This is a genomic window from Bradyrhizobium sp. URHD0069, assembly GCF_000701345.1.
Taxonomy (GTDB): domain Bacteria; phylum Pseudomonadota; class Alphaproteobacteria; order Rhizobiales; family Xanthobacteraceae; genus Bradyrhizobium.
In genome coordinates, this window is sequence record NZ_JNIJ01000054.1 from 1 (window position 1) to 19,270 (window position 19,270).

Genomic DNA, 19,270 nt, shown 5'->3' on the forward strand with positions numbered 1-19,270 from the left:
AATTCCGGTGGACCCGGGAGGTTGCCAAGTCATGAGAGGCGATCAACCAATGCGATAGGAGAAAACTCGAGTTCCACCAAGCCGTGGAACGATGTCCCTCGCGGGACGATGATGAGGTGAGTTCGTATGTCCGCTTGGACCTATCGTCTGTGAGACGGCAAGGCCGCCCCAAAGATTGTTCCACCTCGTCTTCGAATCCCATGATGGAAGGGCCTGGGTGCCGATTCCGAAGAGAAGCACGAGCCCGCGAGCGACATCGACACTGTGATGGCGGATAGTCTGAAAGTGCTTGACCCCAAACGGCCGATTAGAGAAGCGGACGTCCCCTACCGCCCATGGATTTATAAGTTCACGCCCTGGTCAGACGGCCGTTAGTACGCGATGGCTTTAAGTTGAACAGGCGCGCTATCTCTTGTTTCGTTGGTGGCATTTCGGGCCATACTCAGAGGATGACGGGCCCAACCCGTTTCGCGGAGGCCACCTTTGAACCACCTCTTCGTCCTCGCGGTCGGGCTCGCCGCCGGTACCATCTCAGGCATCGTCGGTACCGGCTCGTCGATCATGCTGATGCCGGTGCTGGTCTATCAGTACGGGCCGAAACAGGCGGTGCCGATCATGGCGGTTGCCGCCGTGATGGCCAACCTGTCGCGCATCCTCGCCTGGTGGCGCGAGGTCGATTGGCGCGCCTGCGCCGCCTATTCGGTCACGGGTATTCCGGCCGCGGCGCTCGGCGCCCGCACCTTGCTGGCGCTGCCCTCGCACGCCGTGGATATTGCCATCGGCCTGTTCCTGATCGCGATGGTGCCGGTGCGGCACTGGCTCGCCCGGCACGATCTCAAATTCTCGCTTTGGCACCTTGCCATCGGCGGCGCCGTGATCGGCTACCTCACCGGCATCGTGGTTTCGACGGGGCCCTTGAGCGTGCCGCTGTTTCTGTTCTACGGCCTCACCAAGGGTGCGTTCCTTGCCACCGAAGCCGCAAGCTCGCTCGGCCTTTACGTGAGCAAATCGGTGACCTTCGAGCGATTCGGCGCGCTGACGCCGGAGATCTTGCTGCAAGGCCTGATCGCCGGCTCGTCGCTGATGTTCGGCGCCTTCATCGCCAAGCGCTTCGTGCTGCGGCTCGAACCGGACGTGTTTCGGCTTGTCATGGACGGCATCATGCTCGCGGCCGGATTAACGATGTTTTGGAATGCCTTGTGGAATCCTGCGCCAATTTAGGGCGATGGAAGAAATGCACCGATATTATTCAGCTGCGGAGACCGAGATCGGATACGCGCCAGGTGATTGATGCAACCTGCGACTTGCGTTCATGCTGACGGCTAGCTTACGTTGCGGTATGCCCAATTCCAATGCCAACAAAGCCAGGCGCGTAATCGACAAGTTTGCCGATGCCGCAGCTCCCAGAACGGACCAAGGCAACGTGAGCGAGCGCTCCGGCTGGTGGTGGATTCTAGTAATGCCCGGCAAGGTGATTTTGTGGCTTGAATACATGTTTCCCGAAAGAATGGTCAGCGTGTTCGGAACGGCGCGACGCCGCAACGTGCCTTTGATGCAAATTCTTTATAGTCTGTATTTCTATTTTGCCGTTCTCGGTCTTGGTTTGCTTTTGTGGATCGAAACACGTGCCCACTAGTAAAGTTGGCGGGCTGAATGGCTAGGCGGCGCAAGCAAGACGGCAGCGAGATAGGTCTGTTTCTTTTTGTTCTGGCTGTCCTCGGCGCCATCCTGCTGACGGCGGCCGTCTACGCCTCGCCCATAATTCTCTTTGTCAGCCTTTTAATTTACGAAATTCGGGCCGACGCCGCGGCGAAGAACTTTGCGCTCGATAGTAGCGAAGCAGAAGCACTGTCGGAAGCCGAAGGAGACTTGAACACCATCAGGGTTCGTTTATCCGACATAGCTGAGGAGGGTTCCCACCTAAAACAAAACGCGGACGGGATGTACCACCGCGGCAGCAAACTCGGAATGACGTTGAATGCGGAACTGGAAGAGCTGATTCCGCTCGAAGAAAATTTGCAGATACATGTAGACGAGATACGACAAAAACCCCTCGGCAGGCTGGATAAATGGATTCGACTCGCCAGTATTCGGTTTGCCCTTAGAGCGACCGCCGCTGCGTATCTGGGCATCGGGTTTATCCTGTATCAGCTCGATCCGCCGTGGATGCGCGGATTCTCCAAACTCATCGGGCAGTATCTGCTCCTGCATTTCACGAGCGTAGGCGATGCCTTGTACGGCAGCGGCTTGGTTGCGGCGCTTTCAGCCGTCGTGCTTTTTCCGATCCTCTATTTCTCTCGGCGCGGCATGTTGGACCGTTCGACAGACGAAATAAGACAACGATTGCTGGAAACACCCGAACAGAAATACAAGGCCGACGCCGATTGGGAGGAAGATCACGAGGATGACGACGCGCGACAGGAAGAGCCATGGTATGAGATCTTGGGCGTAGCGCCGACCGCTTCTGCGAAGGAAATCAACGCCGCCTGGCGCGATCTGATTAAAAAGAGCCATCCAGACCGCGTCGCAGACCTCGACGCTGATTTCCGGGCCTTGGCTGAAGAAAAATCAAGGATATTGAACGCTGCCCGGGACGAAGGATTGAGCCGTTGAGGGTGCCGCGGTGGCGGCATTGGGGGTAACCGCTAACGTCCGGCGCCTTCATCGCCAAGCTCGAACCGGGATTTGTTTCGGCTGGTGATGGATGGGATCATGCTCGCGGCCGACCTTTCCATGCTATGGAATGCGGCCTATTCGACCTAACCGGCGACTCAACTAACCATGGCCAAGAACGCACTTTCCTTCGTCTGCCAGAACTGCGGCACGGCGTACAACCGCTGGCAGGGCAAGTGCGAATCATGCGGCGAGTGGAATACGCTGGTCGAGGAAGACGTAACCGGCGCGACCACGATGCCGGTCTCTATCCGCTCCAAACGCAAGGGCCGGCTGTTCGCGCTGGAGACGCTCACCGGCAAGAGCCAGGATGCCCCTCGCCTCGCCTCAGGGATGGCCGAGCTCGATCGCGTCACCGGCGGCGGTTTTGTCAGAGGCTCGGTGCTGTTGGTCGGCGGCGATCCCGGCATCGGCAAGTCGACGCTGTTGACGCAGGCGACGAGCCTGCTGGCGCGGGCCGGCCATCGCGCGGTCTACATTTCCGGTGAAGAGGCTGTCGCCCAGGTGCGGCTGCGCGCGGAGCGTCTGGGCTTAGCCGATGCGCCGGTGCAGCTCGCCGCTGAAACCTCCGTCGAGGACATCGTCTCGACGTTGTCCGAGGGCGCGGTGCCGCGCCTGATCGTGATCGATTCGATCCAGACCATGTGGACCGACACGGTGGAATCCGCGCCCGGCACGGTGACGCAGGTGCGCGCCTCGGCGCAGGCGCTGATCAGGTTTGCCAAGAAAACCGGCGCGGCGATCATTCTGGTCGGCCATGTCACCAAGGACGGCCAGATCGCGGGGCCGCGCGTCGTCGAGCACATGGTCGACGCGGTGCTGTCGTTCGAAGGCGAAGGCTCGCAGCAATTCCGGATCCTGCGCGCGGTGAAGAACCGCTTCGGGCCCACCGACGAGATCGGCGTGTTCGAGATGACGGGCTTAGGCTTGCGCGAAGTCTCCAATCCCTCCGAACTGTTCCTGTCCGAGCGCGATCTCGGCAGTCCGGGCACCGCGGTATTCGCGGGGATCGAAGGCACCCGCCCGGTGCTGGTGGAATTGCAGGCGCTGGTGGCGCCGACCTCGCTCGGCACCCCGCGTCGCGCCGTGGTGGGCTGGGATCCGAGCCGGCTCTCGATGGTGCTGGCAGTGCTGGAGGCCCATTGTGGCGTCAAACTGTCCGGCCATGACGTCTATCTGAACGTCGCGGGAGGCTTGCGCATCCAGGAGCCGGCGGCCGACCTCGCCGCTGCCGCGGCACTGGTGTCGTCGCTGGTCAATGCGCCGTTGCCGACGGACGCGGTGTATTTTGGTGAGATTTCACTGTCGGGCGCGGTCCGGCCGGTGGCGCAGACCTCGGCCCGGCTCAAGGAAGCGGCAAAACTCGGATTCGGCCGCGCCGTGCTGCCCGAATCGGTCCGCGGCGAGGTCGGCGGCGACGCCGGCATGGCCCTTAACACCGTCGGTGGATTGACCAGCCTGGTCGCGGACATCGCCGCGCGCGGCAGCCCGAGAGCAAATCGGGAGCCAAATCGGGACGGCGCCCCCGAGAAAAATGCCACACCCGCCCGATTCCGTCGTGAAAACAGCTAAAGCGGCGTGACCTCGCCTCCTCTCGCCGCTATACAACCCGCGCGCGGGGCGCGGGTAGCGCGATTTCCGGCCTTGCGGGATACCCGGGATCACCGTCACCTAGGGCGGCACCGACACGCCGATTCGCAGTTTAAGCTTACGAGCGGACCTGACTAGCCGATGCCGATAACGATCCTCGATCTCGTCCTGCTCTCCGTGATGCTGCTTTCCGGCCTGCTGGCGATGGTGCGCGGCTTCATGCGCGAGATCCTCTCCATCGCGGCGTGGGGCGCGGCGGCGCTGGTCACGCTTTATGCTTTCTCGAAGCTGTTGCCGACCGCCAAGACTTATTTCAATAACGATACGGTCGCGAGCGTGGTCGTGGTGGCCGGGGTCTTCGTCGGCACCCTGATCGTGGTTTCCATGATCACGGTGCGGATTTCCGACATGATCCTGGATTCCCGTATCGGCGCGCTCGACCGCACGCTCGGCTTCCTGTTCGGATTGGCGCGAGGCCTCCTGATCGTCGTCGTGGCGTTCCTTTTTTTCAGCTGGCTGGTCCCCGACAAGCAGCGGCCTGATTGGGTGACCGGAGCGAAATCCCGGGTGGTGCTGCAGGGAACCGGGGATTGGCTGATGTCACTCTTGCCGGATGACCCCGAAAACACCATCTTAAAGAAATTCAAGAAGAATAAGCCAGACGACGAGCAAACTGACACTGAGCCGGCGCCGCCGGCCTCAGGTGATGGCTACAGCAGACCTGCGCGCGACAGCTTGAAAAAGCTGATCGAGAAGCCCGCAGGGCGTTGATGCCAGGGGGCCAAAAGAGAGGCGCGATGGACGAGATACAGAGCCCTTCCGATGAAGCCGCACAACGCGATCTGAACCTCGGCCCAAGCGAGCTGGAATTGCAGGATGACCTCGAAGGCGACACGCTACGCGAGGAGTGCGGCGTGTTCGGTATCTTCGGTCATCCGGAAGCCGCCGCCATCACCGCGCTTGGATTGCACGCCTTGCAGCATCGCGGCCAGGAGGCCGCGGGCATCGTCTCGTTCGACGGAAGCCGGTTTCATTCCGAGCGACGGCTGGGCCTGGTCGGCGACACCTTCTCCCGCCGCGAGGTGATCGAGCGCCTCCCCGGCAGCGTCGCCGTCGGTCACGTCCGCTACTCGACCACCGGCGCGACCATCCTGCGCAACGTGCAGCCGCTGTTCGCCGAGCTCAATGCCGGCGGTTTCGCGGTCGGCCATAACGGCAACCTCACCAACGGGCTGAGCCTGCGCCGCGAGCTGGTGCGCAACGGCGCCATGATGCAGTCCACCACCGACACCGAAGTCATCCTGCATCTGGTCGCGCAGTCGAAGCGCCACCGCTTCATCGATCGCTTCATCGAGGCGCTGCGCGCGATCGAAGGCGCCTATTCGCTGGTGTCGCTGACCAACAAGAAGCTGATCGGGGCGCGCGACCCTCTCGGCATCCGACCGCTGGTGCTGGGCGAACTCGGCGGCTGCCCGATCCTGGCATCGGAAACCTGCGCGCTCGACATTATCGGCGCGAAATACGTCCGCGACGTCGAGCCCGGCGAAATCATCGTGTTCGACGAGCACGGCGCGCAAAGCCACAAGCCGTTCCCGCCAAAGCCTCCGCGGCCCTGCATCTTCGAATACATCTACTTCTCGCGGCCGGATTCCATCGTCGGCGGGCGATCGGTATATGAAGTCCGCAAGGCGTTCGGCGCGCAGCTCGCGCGCGAAAGCCATGTCGAGGTCGACGTCGTGGTTCCGGTGCCGGATTCCGGCGTGCCCGCCGCGGTCGGCTACAGCCAGCATTCCGGCGTACCGTTCGAACTCGGCATCATCCGAAACCACTATGTCGGCCGCACCTTCATCCAGCCGACGCAAAGCGTGCGCGAACTCGGCGTGCGCATGAAGCATTCGGCCAACCGCGCCGCGATCGAAGGCAAGCGCATCATCCTGATCGACGATTCGCTGGTGCGCGGCACCACCTCGAAGAAGATCGTCCGCATGATGCGCGACGCCGGCGCGCGCGAGGTCCACTTCCGCCTCGCTTCGCCGCCGATCATTCATCCCGATTACTACGGCATCGACCTGCCCGACCGTGGCGGATTGTTGGCTGCGACCCACAACCTCGAGCAAATGTGCGACATCATCGGCGCCGATTCACTGGCGTTCCTGTCGATCGACGGCATGTACCGCGCCATGGGCGAGCCCGGCCGCGATCCGGCAAATCCCAAATTCTCCGACCATTGCTTCACCGGCGCCTATCCCACCCAACTCACCGATCAGGCCCAGGTCGAGCCGCAGCCGCGGCAACTGTCGCTATTGGCGGAAGCGAGCTAGCAACTGTCGCTATTGGCGGAAGCGAGCTAGTAAGGCTCCATCGTGGTCTTCCCTGCGAACGCAGGGACCCACAACCCGGCCTTCGCCGTTTAGACAACATTAGACACGAACGCCTTCTCCTATCATAACCGTCACGGCGTATGGGTCCCTGCGTTCGCAGGGACGACTGCTGATAGAGTTGCTTCGATGACCAACCTCTCCCTCGCCTCTCGTATTGCTCTTGTCACCGGCGCTTCGCGCGGCATCGGCTATGCCACCGCGCGCGCGCTGGCAAAGGCCGGCGCCCATGTCGTTGCAGTGGCCCGAACGCAAGGCGGCCTCGAAGAACTCGATGACGAGATTCGGAAAGACGGCGGCAGCGCGACCTTGGTGCCGCTCAATCTCAGTGATTTCGATGGCATCACCCGTCTCGGCGCGGCGTTGCACGAACGCCATGGCAAGCTCGACATCCTCGTCGGCAATGCCGGCGTCGCGGGTCCCTCCTCGCCGCTCGGGCATATCGAGCTGAAGCCGTGGAACGATCTGATGGCGATCAATGTCACCGCGAATTTTCAGCTGATCCGTTGCATGGAACCACTCTTGAAGAAGTCCGACGCCGGCCGCGCGGTATTCGTGACCTCCGCGACCGCAAGCAAGGCCAGTGCCTATGTCGGCCCCTATGCGGCCTCGAAAGCCGCGCTCGAGACGCTGGCGCGGGCCTGGGCCCACGAAACGGCGAATACCCCGATCCGCGTGAACCTGTTCGATCCCGGCCCGATCCGCACGCGCATGCGCGCCACGGTGTTTCCCGGCGAAGACCCGTTGACGCTCGACACGCCCGATCAAGCCGCGGAATTCATCGTGCCGATGTGCGCGCCTGACTGGACCGAAACCGGCAAGCTGTACCATTACAAGACCCGCACGCTCCTGAGTTTTCGCGCGCCGGCGTAACGTCGTCCTGCGAGCTTCACAACGCAGGTCTCGTTCTTGGGAGGAGCGAAGCGGACGAAGCCATCCAGTCATGCTTATGCGCAAGCCGTGGTTGCTTCGCGGAGCCTGTCATCGGGCGCGTATTCGCGCGACCCGTTGGGCGCAAGGACGGTTTCAGCCGTTGACTTCGGAACCTGACCGCGATCCACTGACCGTCAAGCGGGAACCCGCAAACTAAGAACAAGGGAAGGAACGCCGATGAAAAATCGCGGCCACTCGATATTTGCGCTCGCACGTTTTCCCAAGACCACATTCGTCGCCATCGCGTCCGCCGTGCTGATCGGTACGCCGGCAGTTCAGCGGTCCGCCCACGCCGGTGATGTGCCGACGTTTGCGGTCGATGCGGCCTGGCCAAAGCCACTGCCGAACAACTGGATCCTTGGTCAGGTCGGCGGCATCACCGTCGATAAGGAAGGACACGTCTGGGTCATTCACCGCCCGCGCTCGCTGACCGATGACGAGAAGGGCGCAGCACTGACGCCGCCGCGTTCAAAATGCTGTGTTTCGGCGCCGCCGGTGCTGGAATTCGATGCCGACGGCAACTTGCTGCGCTCGTGGGGTGGACCCGGCGAAGGCTACGAATGGGTCGGACGCGAGCATGGCATCGAAGTCGACGAGAAAGGATTTGTCTGGGTCGGCGGCAACGCCGATAATGACAACGCCATCCTGAAATTCACCCTCGACGGCAAATTCGTGATGCAGATCGGCAAGATCGCGCCGAGCAAGGGAAGCAACGACACCACGCAACTCGGCAAGCCCGCAGAAACCGCGGTAGACAAAGACGCCAACGAAATCTACATCGCCGATGGCTACGGCAACCGCCGCGTCATCGTGTTCGATGCGACCACCGGCGCCTACAAGCGGCATTGGGGTGCCTACGGCAATCCGCCGAACGACGACAAGCAACCGCCTTACGATCCGAAAGCGCCGGTCTCGCAGCAATTCGCCAATCCCGTGCATTGCGTGAAACTGAGCAATGACGGTCTGGTCTACGTCTGCGACCGCATCAACAACCGGATCCAGGTGTTCAAGAAGGACGGCAGCTTCGTAAAGGAGTGGTTCTTCGAGAAGAATACGCTTGGCAACGGCGCGGTATGGGACATCGCGATCTGGCCCGATCCAAAGCAGAGTTACCTGCTCAGGGCCGATGGCGAGAACAACGAAATCCGGGTTCTGAAGCGCGAAGATGGCTCCGTGGTCGGCAGCTTCGGACGCAGCGGCCGTAATGCCGGGCAGTTTCACTGGGTTCACGCGATGGCGGTCGACGCCAAAGGCAACGTTTATACCGCCGAGGTCGATACCGGAAAGCGTATCCAGAAATTCAAATTGACCTCGGACGCGCTGCGATAGCCGCATTGCGGGTTCGCCCGAGAAGGACTATCGGAAATGCCGATCATCTGGTCGGTCAAGCCGTTGGGGAGGCTCCGAAGAGCGCCCCCCAAGCGTTAGCATCTGGAGGAACTTTCAGATGAGGACAACATTTGCGCGGCGCTACGCCGTACTCATTGCATGTGCCGGATTGGGGCTCGCGACGCCTGCGCTGGCTCAGGACAAGACGGTCAAGATCGGCGTGCTGAACGACATGTCGAGCCTGTATGCCGACATCGGCGGGCCTAATTCGGTGGTCGCGGTCAAGATGGCGGTCGAGGATTCCGGCCTGTCCAAGAAGGGCTGGAAGATCGATCTCCTGAGTGGCGATCACCAGAACAAGCCAGACGTGGGCACCAACATCGCGCGCCAATGGATTGACAACGACAAAGTCGACGTCATCGCCGATACGCCGAATTCCGGGGTCGCGCTGGCGGTGAGCAATCTCGTTCGCGAGAAGAACGCGGTGCTGCTCAACTCAGGTGCTGCGACCGCCGATCTCACCGGCAAGGCTTGCACGCCGAATACGGTCTCCTTCACCTACGATACCTACATGCTAGCCAACGGCACCGGCAAGGCGCTGACCAAGGCCGGCGGCGATAGCTGGTTCTTCCTGACGGCCGATTACGCCTTCGGCCACGCGCTGGAGCGCGACACCAGCGCGGTCGTCATCGCCAACGGTGGCAAAGTGCTGGGCGGAGTGAAGCATCCGATCAACACGTCGGACTTCTCGTCGTTCCTGCTGCAGGCGCAGGCCTCGAAGGCCAAGGTCGTGGGACTTGCGAACGCGGGAGGCGACACCACCAACTCGATCAAGCAGGCGTCCGAATTCGGCATCGTGTCGGGCGGGCAGAAGCTCGCCGCGCTGTTGCTGTTCGTCAACGATGTGCATTCGCTGGGCCTGAAGACCGCGCAAGGCCTGTCGTTCACGGAATCTTTTTACTGGGACATGAACGATCAGACGCGCGCATGGTCCAAGCGTTTCATGGCGCTGTCGCCAAAGGGCACGATGCCCTCAATGACAGTGGCGGGAGTTTATGCCGCAGTGCTGCATTACCTGAAAGCCATGGAAGCGCTCGGCGGCAATCCGCATGACGGTGCCAAGGTCGTCGCCAAGATGAAGGAGTTGCCGACCGACGATCCCTTGTTCGGCAAGGGCCCGCTGCGGATCGATGGCCGCAGGATCATCCCGGCCTATCTGTTCGAGGTGAAGAAGCCGGAGGAGTCGAAATACCCTTGGGACTATTACAAACTCGTCGCCACGATCTCGCCGGAGGATGCCGCGAAGCCGCTCAGCGAAAGCGAGTGTCCCCTGGTCAAGAAATAGACCGCGATCGTTTTCGTTATTTCATGCGCAGGGTGGGCAAAGGCGCTGTTTGCTCCGTGCCCAACCATCTATCTACCCACCATCTTTCTAAATGGCGTTTTCACACAGCCTGGCTCAACATCGGAAGTCGTCGCGCTACGAGTCGTCGCGTTACGAGCCGATGGCGAACTATGCCCTCGCCGGATAGCTGCGGCTGACTCGGAAAACTCGCTTTCGCGAGCTGGCGGCGCATTAAGCTCTGGCCGTGCACCACGAACCTGGCGCCCAACTTGCGATGCGAAACCGGTCATACCGGACGGTTTTTAGTACGCGAACGCAATGACGATGAAGAGGATGATCACAACAAGGGCGATCGTCCCTCCATCAAGCTCTTTCCTGTCGACGTGGACCCGCATCGAACAGCACTCCTCTTTACGGAAGCTACAAAACAAACAATAGGCCTAAGCTGCCGCCGTTCAACAGCGTGCCAGCAATGCACGAAGCACAGCAGCAATTTGGGTGCGCCGCACTGGCGCGATGCAATTCGTATCTCTCAAAACCACCAAAGGTAAAAGGCATGACCCCACTCGTTCCTTGATCGTCGGCATTCCAGTGCCCAACTTCTCGGCCGCGCGGCCGTTGCGTTCGACTGCCGCAAACCGGCGCTGGCGCGTCCTCGGTGCCAAGCCCGCATGGCTGACAACCGGATACGCTCATGTTAAATGGAAACTGCTTTAGATCCTGATCTTGAAGCGTGGGCACGCGGAGTTCATCATCGGGCGCGCGTTAGCGCGATCCGGCGGCTTTGCCCACTTTCCGATCTGTGAGCGTGCGCGCCGCGATCACCAGCGCCAGCACCAATAGCGCCGACGCGAGCAGGAACGGCGCTCCCGGAAAATTCAGAGGTGCCTGCGCACCGATGAAATAGGCAAACGTCAGCGTGAACAGAAACGGCCCCACGAGTTGGGACACGCTTTGCACGCTCGTGGTTGCGCCCTGCAATTGGCCCTGCTGGTCCGGCGCGACCAGTCGCGTCATCAGCGACTGGATCGCCGCGCCCGATACGCCCCACAGAGCCATAACGGGAATGCCGAGCCAGAACAGCGGACCGGTCGGCGCCACGGCGAAAATCAGAAAGCCGGCGGCGCCGCAGCCAAGCCCCAGCAGCAGCGCCCGCCGCTCGCCGAAACGCTTGACGATCGGCCCGATGCCCGCACCCTGCACCGCCATCGCGCAGATGCCGACCATGGCCAGCGTCAGGCCGACGGTGGTCGCATCCCAGCCGTATCGATAGGTCGCATAGAGCACGAACGTGCTGGGCAGAACCACATGCGCCAGCTGGGCGATGAAATTCACTGCCGATAACCCGGTAAGCACCCGATCGGAGCGCAACAGATGCAGCGCGCCCAGCGGATTTGCGCTCTTCCAGCGAAACGGCGACCGGCGATCCGGCGGCAGCGACTCCGGGAGGATCACGAATCCGTAAAGCGTATTGGCAAAGCTCAAGCCGGCCGCGGCCCAGAACGGCAGCCGCGGATCCACATCACCGAGCAGTCCGCCGAGCGCAGGCCCGAGAACAAACCCGGCGCCGAACGCCATGCCGACTTTCCCAAACACCGCGGCGCGCTTTTCCGGAGGCGTTATATCCGTAATGTAAGCGAATGCCGTCGAGACGCTCGCTGAGGTGATGCCGGAGATCACCCTGCCGATGAACAGCCAGACCAGCGACGGCGCCAGCGCCATCAGCACATAGTCCAGCGCGAGGCCGAAGTTCGACAGCAGCACCACCGGCCGCCGGCCGAACCGGTCCGACAGGCCGCCGACGATCGGCGAGAAGAAAAACTGCATCAGTGCCCATGCGGTGCCGAACAATCCAAAAATCCGCGCCGCGCTCGCGGTATCGTTATCGACGAAACTCGCGACCAGCTTGGGCAGGATCGGCATGATCAAGCCGAGCGCGAGCATGTCGAGCAGGATGGTGACGAAGATAAAAACCACTGCCGCGCCGCGTACCGGTGGCGCTTCGACAATGCTCCCAGGCCCCGCTTCGCTCACGATGGCCGCTTGCGCTTGTGGGCGAATGGGTTAGCCTTTTCACGCAGGCTGATCCGCACCGGGGTGCCGGGCAGCTCGAAAAATTCACGCAGGGAGTTGACGAGATAGCGCAGGTAGGACTGCGGCACGGCGTCCGCGCGCGAGCAGAACAACACGAAGCTCGGCGGCCGGGCCTTGGCTTGCGTAATGTAATTCAATTTCAGCCGGCGGCCCGACACCGCGGGCGGCGGGTTAGCGTCCACGGCCTGCTCGAACCAGCGATTGAGCGATGCGGTCGGCACGCGCCTGTTCCACACCGCGTAGGCCTGCTCGATCGCGCTCATCAAGCGGTCGATACCCTCACCCATCAGGCCGGAGACCGCGACAACAGGCGCGCCCCTGACCTGCGGCAGCAAATGATCGACCTCGACGCGCAGCGCCGATATCAGGCTCGGCTGCCGCTCCATCAAATCCCATTTGTTGACCGCGATGACGAGTGCCCGGCCCTCGCGTTCGATCAGGTCGGCGATGCGCAGGTCCTGTTCCTCGAACTTGTTCTGCGCGTCCATCACCAGCACCACCACTTCGGCAAAGCGCACGGCGCGCAACGCGTCCGCCACCGAGAGTTTCTCCAGCTTCTCCTCAATCCGCGAGCGCCGCCGCAAGCCTGCAGTGTCGAAGACGCGAAAATCCCGTCCCTGCCAATTGATCTCGACAGAGATGGAATCGCGGGTGGTGCCGGCCTCAGCGCTGGTCAATAGACGCTCTTCGCCCAGCAGATGATTGATCAGCGTGGATTTTCCGGCGTTGGGGCGGCCGACGATGGCGACACGTATCGGCCGCTTCGCTATGTCCTCATCCGATTCGATGATGTCGTCATCGTCGAACTCTTGCTCCTCGTCGGCCGGCTCCGGCATCAATCCGCGCAACGCGTCGTAGAGATCGCTGAGGCCTTCGCCATGCTCCGCTGAAATCTGAATCGGTTCGCCCAAGCCCAGCGCGTAAGCTTCCATCGCGCCGGCATCGCCATGTTTGCCTTCGCTCTTGTTGGCAACCAGCACCACCGGCTTGTTGGCGCGGCGTGCGAAGTCGGCAAAGGCGCGATCGTTCGGCGTGAGGCCGGCGCGCGCGTCGACCACGAACATCAGGGCATCGGCGAGGCCGATCGCCATTTCCGTCTGCTCCTGCATCCGCGCGGTCAGCGAGCCCTTCGCGCCTTCATCGAGACCCGCGGTATCGATCACGGTGAATTCGAGATCGCCAAGCCGCCCCTGTCCTTCGCGGCGGTCGCGGGTGACGCCAGGTTCGTCGTCGACAAGCGCAAGCTTCTGTCCGACCAGCCGATTGAACAGCGTCGATTTTCCGACATTGGGCCGGCCGATGATGGCAATCGTGAAGGACATGAACGATCCCTGCGCTCTTACGCGCGTATTTCCAAAAAAGTGTGTAGCGGATAAGCGATAAGAATACGCGCTGATTATCGAATCGACGCGGCTATCGCCGAGATGGAAAACCGAATTTTAGCGCGTGAAGGTGCCGGTCGGCAGCGGCGCCGGGAATGGCGCAGCTGATTGTTGCGGCGGTTGCGCGGGCTGCGCGGCCGGCGGATCGGACGGCGGCGCGGTGGTGCGCCGGCGCGTGATCTTCTTGGGCTTGGGCGCGGGCGGCGCCGCGGCGGTGCTGCCCTCTTCCTCGGGCGCCGCATCGGGATCCGGCGCGGCGGCAGCGTCCTGCGCAGGAGCCGTGCTGGCGACGGCCGGCTGCTTGCCCTTGGATTTCGCGGCCTGCGTTGGTTTCGGCTGCTCGGGCGGCGACGCGGCGGCCGCCGCTGCAGCCTGAGCGTTCTGCTGATCGATCTGCTCTTGCGCGGAGCCCTTGTACAGGTTCTTCGGCACGCCCTGTTCGAGTCCCGGCACGCCGTCGGGGAAAACCGGCTTGCGTTCGCCCGGAAGCTTTTTCTTGGTGTCGAGGAAATCGAGCAAGTCGGTCGGATCCCAGCTGCTAAACCCGCTGGAGCAACCAGCCAGCGCGCCCGACAGCGCGATGAGGACTGAAGCTGCGATCAAACGTTGCGAGCGGCGCATGGTCGATTTCCCACCCAAATCTTTTCCGTCAGCTTTTTGCGACCGGCGGAAGCAACGCCTGCAGGGCCTCGGCACGCGAGCGCAGGCTCGGCGGCGTCTCGCCATCATTGGCAATCATATCCAGCCACTGCCGCGCCGCCGTCGCATCGTTGGCGCGCCAGGCCGACAACGCCAGCAGTTCGCGCGCGGTATGGCGGAAGGTCGCCCCCGGCGCGGTGACGGGCTCAAGGCGCTGCAGCATGTTCGGATAACTCGTGGTCTCCAGCAGCAATCCGGCCGCGCGGATTTTGGCAAGAGCCTGCTCCGGCGCACCGACGCTGCGATCGGCAGCGATGTCGTCGTACAATTTTGCCGCAGCCTGCGGGTCGCGCTTTGCGGCTTCCGCGGCGGCACGCAGCCGCGCCAGCAGGCGATATCCCGACGGCGCCTTCGCAGCCAAATCGGTAAAGGCGGCTTCCGCCTCGGCATGCTTGTTCTGCTCGGAGAGCTCGACGGCCTTGTCGAAGGCCGCGCCGGCCTCGGCCGCCTTCTTGCCCTCCAGATACTGGTAACCGCGCCAGCCGCCGACCGCGGCGATGATCAAGAGCGCGCCGGCGACGATATAGATCGAATACTGCTCCCACAGCTTTTTGAGCTGGTCGCGACGGACGTCCTCGTCTATTTCATTAAATAATTCAGACACTTAAAGATATCCCATCCCCGGTGAGCCGCGCCAAACCCGCCGACCGCGCCATACGCCTAGTCCCCGCGTGGCGGCGGCGATACCCTAGCGATATGGCGGTGGCAAGGCAAAGCCGGCCGTATTAAGGCGTTAACGCTGTTGGGCGAGAAGCCAGGCCCGATCCGGAGCCGACCTCATACACGAATGGGTCCGGCAGGGCTAGGCTCGGGTCACGGCCCCCGCCTCGCGCAGCTGCCGCTTCATCACCTTGCCATTGGCGTTGCGCGGCAGCGGCTCCGCCGTCAGGTCGATGGTTTCCGGCACTTTGTAGTCCGAGAGCCGCTCGGCGCACCAGGCGCGCAGGGCCTCGGCGCTGATGCCGCTATCTCGGATCACAATGACGGCGTGCACGCGCTCGCCGAGCACCGGGCAGGGCTTGGCGATGATGGCGCTTTCGACCACGCCGGGATGACCGGCAAGCACCGACTCGACCTCGGCGGAATAGATCTTCAGCCCACCGCGATTGATCATGTCTTTCTGGCGATCGAACACGCGCACAAAATTCCGTGCATCAATCGAACCGAGATCGCCCGAATGCCAGAAGCCGCCGGTGAAGCTTTCGGCCGTCGCCTTTGGATTATTCCAGTATCCCTTGATGACCGAACCACTGTGGATCCAGATTTCGCCGATCTCGCCGCGCGGCAGCTCGCGGCCGTTGGCATCCATCACGACGATATGCGCGCCCGGACAGGGAACGCCGACGCTGTCGATGTGCTCAGCGGTCAGTTCCGGCGGCATGATGGTCGAAGGCGACGTTGTCTCGGTCGAACCGTAGGCGTTGATCAGCTTCAACCCGGGAATCTTGGCGGCCAGTTTTTGGATGGTCGCGATCGGCATCGGCGCACCGCCGTATCCGCCGATCCGCCACGCCGAGAGATCGTAGGAGTCGAAGTCCGCCTGCAGCAGGCAAAGATTATACATCGCCGGCACCATCACGGTCTGTGTGACGCGTTCGCGCGAGGCGACTTTCAAATAATCCGCGGCCTTGAATTCGGCGGCGATGATCAGCGTTCCCGCGCAACGCGCCATGCTCATGATGTTGGCGACCACGCCGGTCACATGCGCGAGCGGCACCGCCGCGATCGAACGATCCGCCGAGGTCAGCTCCATGCAGGCTTCATAAATCATCGCCGAATGGACGATGTTGCAATGGGCGAGCATCGCGCCCTTGGGACGGCCGGTGGTGCCGGAGGTGTAGAGAATCATGGCGGTGTCTTCTTCGCCGACACCGGCAGGCCCCGACAAAGGCGCGTTGCTGGCCAAATCGGAAAATGCCGATCTGCCGGTGTCATCGACGGAGATTCGGTGCAGCAGGTCGGGAACGTCGCGGGCATCGGGCAACCGGTCGGCCAGCGTAGCCTCGTGGATAAGGAGCCTGGCGCCGCAATCGGTGAGCACATAGGCGATTTCCGGCTTTTGCTGCCGGGTGCTGAGCAGAACCGTCACCTATCCGAGCTGCGCCGCGCCGAACATCGCCAGCACGAACTCGATGCGGTTGCCAAGCAGCAGCGCAACGCGGTCGCCGCTTTGCAAACCCAGCTTGTGCAACCCGGCCGCGATTTGCGCCGACTGTTGCGCGACTTCACGCCAGGTCATCCGTCTGATGCCGCAGACCAGCGCCTCGCCATCCGGATTTCTTGAAGCCGCATCTGCCACCATCGCCCAGACGCTCTTCGGCCGCTCGCAAAACGCCGGCACCACGCGATCGCCGAAGCGGGCCTCAAGCTGCATGGCCGGAATGGAATATTGCGACCAGTCCATTATCGCTTCCGTGTCAGCCTTTCGCCTTCATGCCGTAGACGTGTTCCGGCCCGGGGAAAGCCCGCGAGCGCACGTCTTTGGCATAGCCCTCGATCGCCGCCTCGATCATCGGGCCGAGATCGCCGTAGCGGCGAACGAATTTCGGCGTCCGCGGCGACAGCCCCAGCATGTCTTCCAGCACCAGCACTTGGCCATCGCAGGCGGCACTGGCGCCGATGCCGATGGTCGGAATGGCGATGGTCTCGGTGATCTTCCTGGCCAGCGGTTCTGCCACGGCCTCGATCACGACCGAGAACGCCCCCGCCTCGGAAATTGCGTTGGCGTCGTTCTCGATCGGCTCCCAGCTGTTCTCCTCGCGGCCCTGGGCGCGAAAGGAGCCGAGTGTGTTGATCGATTGCGGCGTCAGCCCGATGTGGCCCATCACCGGAATGCCGCGCTCGGAAAGAAACGCGACGGTCTCCGCCATCCGCGCGCCGCCTTCAAGTTTCACCGCGCCGCAATGGGTTTCTTTCAGGATTCGCACGGCGGAATGAAACGCCTGCTCTTTCGAGGCCTCATAGGAACCAAACGGCATATCCACTACGACCAGCGCATGTTGCGAGCCGCGCATGACGGCGCGGCCTTGCAGGATCATCATATCAAGCGTGACCGGCACCGTAGTCTCCAGGCCGTGCATCACATTCCCCAGGGAATCGCCGACAAGGATGACGTCGCAATGGCGGTCTACCAATGCTGCGGTATGCGCGTGATACGACGTCAGCATCACGATCGGCTCGCCATTCTTGCGGGCCCGAATATCCGGCGCAGTCTTACGCTTGATGGTCGATTGGATAGACATTTTAAGCTCCGACGACGGGGACGCCGATCACGACCGGGTGGAACGCGAACGCGAGCGCCAGATAGGCGACCAGCCCGACCGCCACCGCGATCAGGTCGTTGCCGGCGCCGCCCACCGGGATCGGCGGCGCCCCGGTGTCGGTTCGATGCTTGAGCGAGATGCGGTCGAACACCGCCCATCCGAGGAACGAGCCGAACAGAATGATCGAGCCGAGATCGCCGTTGGCGAGCAGATGCGCTGCCGCCCATAACTTGATGCCTGTCAGCATCGGATGCTTCAGCGTGGTGTAGATGCGGCCGCGGATATAGGACGCGACAACCAAGATGACGGCAGGCAGCATCAGCGCGACCGTGATGTGCTTCAGCGCGGTGGGCGGATACCAGACATCGATCCACCCCGTCGCGCGATATCGGGCAAAGCCCCAGACGATCAGCGCGAGGCCGACGACTGACGCCAGCGCATAGCCGATCTTGTAACCGCCCTCGCCCGTTGACGCGATCAGGCGCGCCCGCATCTCGCGCTGGGTGGTAAGCGTATGGACGCCGAAGAACAGCGCGAGGCCCAGGATCATCACCAGCAGTCCCACGATGTGCTCCTTCATGGCCGATTTCGCTTGGCATGGCCGGTTTTGCCAGCTTCGCGTATCACCTTAAGGGCTTAAACCGCAATGCGTTAAAACGCGCCCAAAGCCATACCCGGCGTCATTCCGGAATGGTCCGTAGGACCAGACCTCAGATGCCATTGCTCATCGGGAATCCCGATGTGGATGGAAGTTGGCAAAACAATCGCGGGATTTCGGGTTCGCGCGTCAGCGCGCCCTCAGATGTGCAGTCGGGGAAATGGCGGGAGATAACATTCAAGGGGTTGCCGACTGCTTGCCCAAGTTCCTGTTATCGACATAGCGGATCGCAATCGGTCGCCCGGCGAGCGCGCCGCCAAGTCCGGCGGTGAATTTCAGCGGCCGGCACGCATCAAGCGACGCGTTGATCGCCTTGAGATAGGTGGTGCGGGTGTCCGCTGACACGCCCGCCGTCGCGTAAGTCATGCGCGGGGCCGCAATGATGTCGCCGGAACGCTTGAAACTGAACCGAACCGAGATCTGCATGCCCTCCCGGGCGGACTCGGCCGGCGGCGGCGACCAGCAGGACCGCAGCGCCGCAAAAAGGTCGCCGATGGTATTGAGATCGTGGTCGGGCCGGACGTATTTTGCGGTGTCGTTGCGCGAAGGCACGGTTTCGACCGTTAGCTGCAGATTTTCGCCATAGGGATAATCAATCTCGGGAATGCAGGGTCCGTGATTAAATACGCTGCAGAACGACGGCGTGCACGGCCGGCCGGCCAGCACACTGCAGGGCGCATGTGAAAACGGCGTGGCATCGATGTGGTGCCGCTGCCCGGCATTGGCCGCTCCGGTGACCATCATTCCCGCAATTACAACTATCAGACAGACAACGATCCGTCGGAGCATGAAGCAAGCCCTCGCAGGCAACACGACTAAAAATGACACAAACCCAAAAATGAGGCGCCCTGCGGGCGGTATCAAGCCTGGGTTCATTCACATCCGCGCGTTCATGGCGGAAGGTAGGCGTGGGCTTTCACCGCGTC

The 19,270-nt window shown here is 62.3% G+C and carries 16 protein-coding genes and 1 pseudogene; 9 read left to right on the top strand and 8 right to left on the bottom strand.

All coding sequences use genetic code 11. The features are described from left to right. Positions 1–483: 483 nt before the first annotated feature. The 9 genes from N554_RS0126385 (at position 484) to N554_RS0126425 (ending at position 10,248) form a co-directional block, all read left to right on the top strand. Positions 484–1,221, top strand: coding sequence for a sulfite exporter TauE/SafE family protein (locus N554_RS0126385; protein ID WP_029586243.1), 738 nt, complete (start codon positions 484–486; stop codon positions 1,219–1,221). A gap of 91 nt (positions 1,222–1,312) precedes the next feature. Next, a complete protein-coding gene (locus N554_RS0126390; RefSeq protein ID WP_156042117.1) occupies positions 1,313–1,636 on the top strand; it encodes a hypothetical protein in 324 nt (107 codons plus the stop codon). A gap of 17 nt (positions 1,637–1,653) precedes the next feature. Further along, positions 1,654–2,613 carry a J domain-containing protein gene (locus N554_RS42330; protein WP_029586245.1) on the top strand — a complete coding sequence of 320 codons (960 nt, stop codon included), beginning with the start codon at positions 1,654–1,656 and terminating at the stop codon, positions 2,611–2,613. A gap of 168 nt (positions 2,614–2,781) precedes the next feature. Beyond that, positions 2,782–4,245, top strand: coding sequence for a DNA repair protein RadA (gene radA / locus N554_RS0126400; protein WP_029586246.1), 1,464 nt, complete (start codon positions 2,782–2,784; stop codon positions 4,243–4,245). 159 nt (positions 4,246–4,404) lie between these two features. Then, complete coding sequence (locus N554_RS0126405) at positions 4,405–5,034, top strand: CvpA family protein (protein ID WP_029586247.1); 630 nt, start codon at positions 4,405–4,407, stop codon at positions 5,032–5,034. Between the two features lie 26 nt (positions 5,035–5,060). Beyond that, positions 5,061–6,584, top strand: a complete 1,524-nt coding sequence (gene purF, locus N554_RS0126410) for an amidophosphoribosyltransferase (protein WP_029586248.1) — start codon at positions 5,061–5,063, stop codon at positions 6,582–6,584. 186 nt (positions 6,585–6,770) lie between these two features. Beyond that, a complete protein-coding gene (locus N554_RS0126415; RefSeq protein WP_029586249.1) occupies positions 6,771–7,514 on the top strand; it encodes an SDR family NAD(P)-dependent oxidoreductase in 744 nt (247 codons plus the stop codon). Between the two features lie 237 nt (positions 7,515–7,751). Further along, on the top strand, positions 7,752–8,903 hold the full coding sequence (locus N554_RS0126420) for an NHL repeat-containing protein (protein ID WP_197033759.1): 1,152 nt from the start codon (positions 7,752–7,754) through the stop codon (positions 8,901–8,903). Positions 8,904–9,021: 118 nt separating this feature from the next. Beyond that, positions 9,022–10,248, top strand: a complete 1,227-nt coding sequence (locus tag N554_RS0126425; RefSeq protein WP_029586251.1) for an ABC transporter substrate-binding protein — start codon at positions 9,022–9,024, stop codon at positions 10,246–10,248. 765 nt (positions 10,249–11,013) lie between these two features. Here N554_RS0126425 and N554_RS0126440 read toward each other — a convergent pair. The 8 genes and pseudogenes from N554_RS0126440 to N554_RS0126475 form a co-directional block, all read right to left on the bottom strand. Beyond that, a complete protein-coding gene (locus N554_RS0126440; RefSeq protein ID WP_245283712.1) occupies positions 11,014–12,282 on the bottom strand; it encodes a TCR/Tet family MFS transporter in 1,269 nt (422 codons plus the stop codon). After that, positions 12,279–13,664 carry a ribosome biogenesis GTPase Der gene (gene der, locus N554_RS0126445; protein WP_029586254.1) on the bottom strand — a complete coding sequence of 462 codons (1,386 nt, stop codon included), beginning with the start codon at positions 13,662–13,664 and terminating at the stop codon, positions 12,279–12,281. Before der ends, N554_RS0126440 begins: the two co-directional genes overlap by 4 nt. A 117-nt stretch (positions 13,665–13,781) precedes the next feature. Next, positions 13,782–14,345, bottom strand: a complete 564-nt coding sequence (locus tag N554_RS0126450) for a hypothetical protein (RefSeq protein ID WP_029586255.1) — start codon at positions 14,343–14,345, stop codon at positions 13,782–13,784. Positions 14,346–14,373: 28 nt separating this feature from the next. Then, entirely contained in the window at positions 14,374–15,027 is a 654-nt protein-coding gene (locus N554_RS0126455; protein ID WP_029586256.1) for a tetratricopeptide repeat protein, read from the bottom strand. A 198-nt stretch (positions 15,028–15,225) separates the two neighbouring features. Next, positions 15,226–16,827, bottom strand: a pseudogene (locus N554_RS36455) (class I adenylate-forming enzyme family protein). 13 nt (positions 16,828–16,840) lie between these two features. Beyond that, positions 16,841–17,665 (bottom strand): 3-methyl-2-oxobutanoate hydroxymethyltransferase, encoded by an 825-nt coding sequence (gene panB, locus N554_RS0126465; protein ID WP_029586257.1) that lies wholly within the window; start codon positions 17,663–17,665, stop codon positions 16,841–16,843. A gap of 1 nt (position 17,666) precedes the next feature. Beyond that, positions 17,667–18,251, bottom strand: a complete 585-nt coding sequence (locus N554_RS0126470; protein ID WP_029586258.1) for an NnrU family protein — start codon at positions 18,249–18,251, stop codon at positions 17,667–17,669. A gap of 270 nt (positions 18,252–18,521) precedes the next feature. Further along, positions 18,522–19,133 (bottom strand): hypothetical protein, encoded by a 612-nt coding sequence (locus N554_RS0126475; RefSeq protein WP_029586259.1) that lies wholly within the window; start codon positions 19,131–19,133, stop codon positions 18,522–18,524. Between the last annotated feature and the right edge of the window lie 137 nt (positions 19,134–19,270).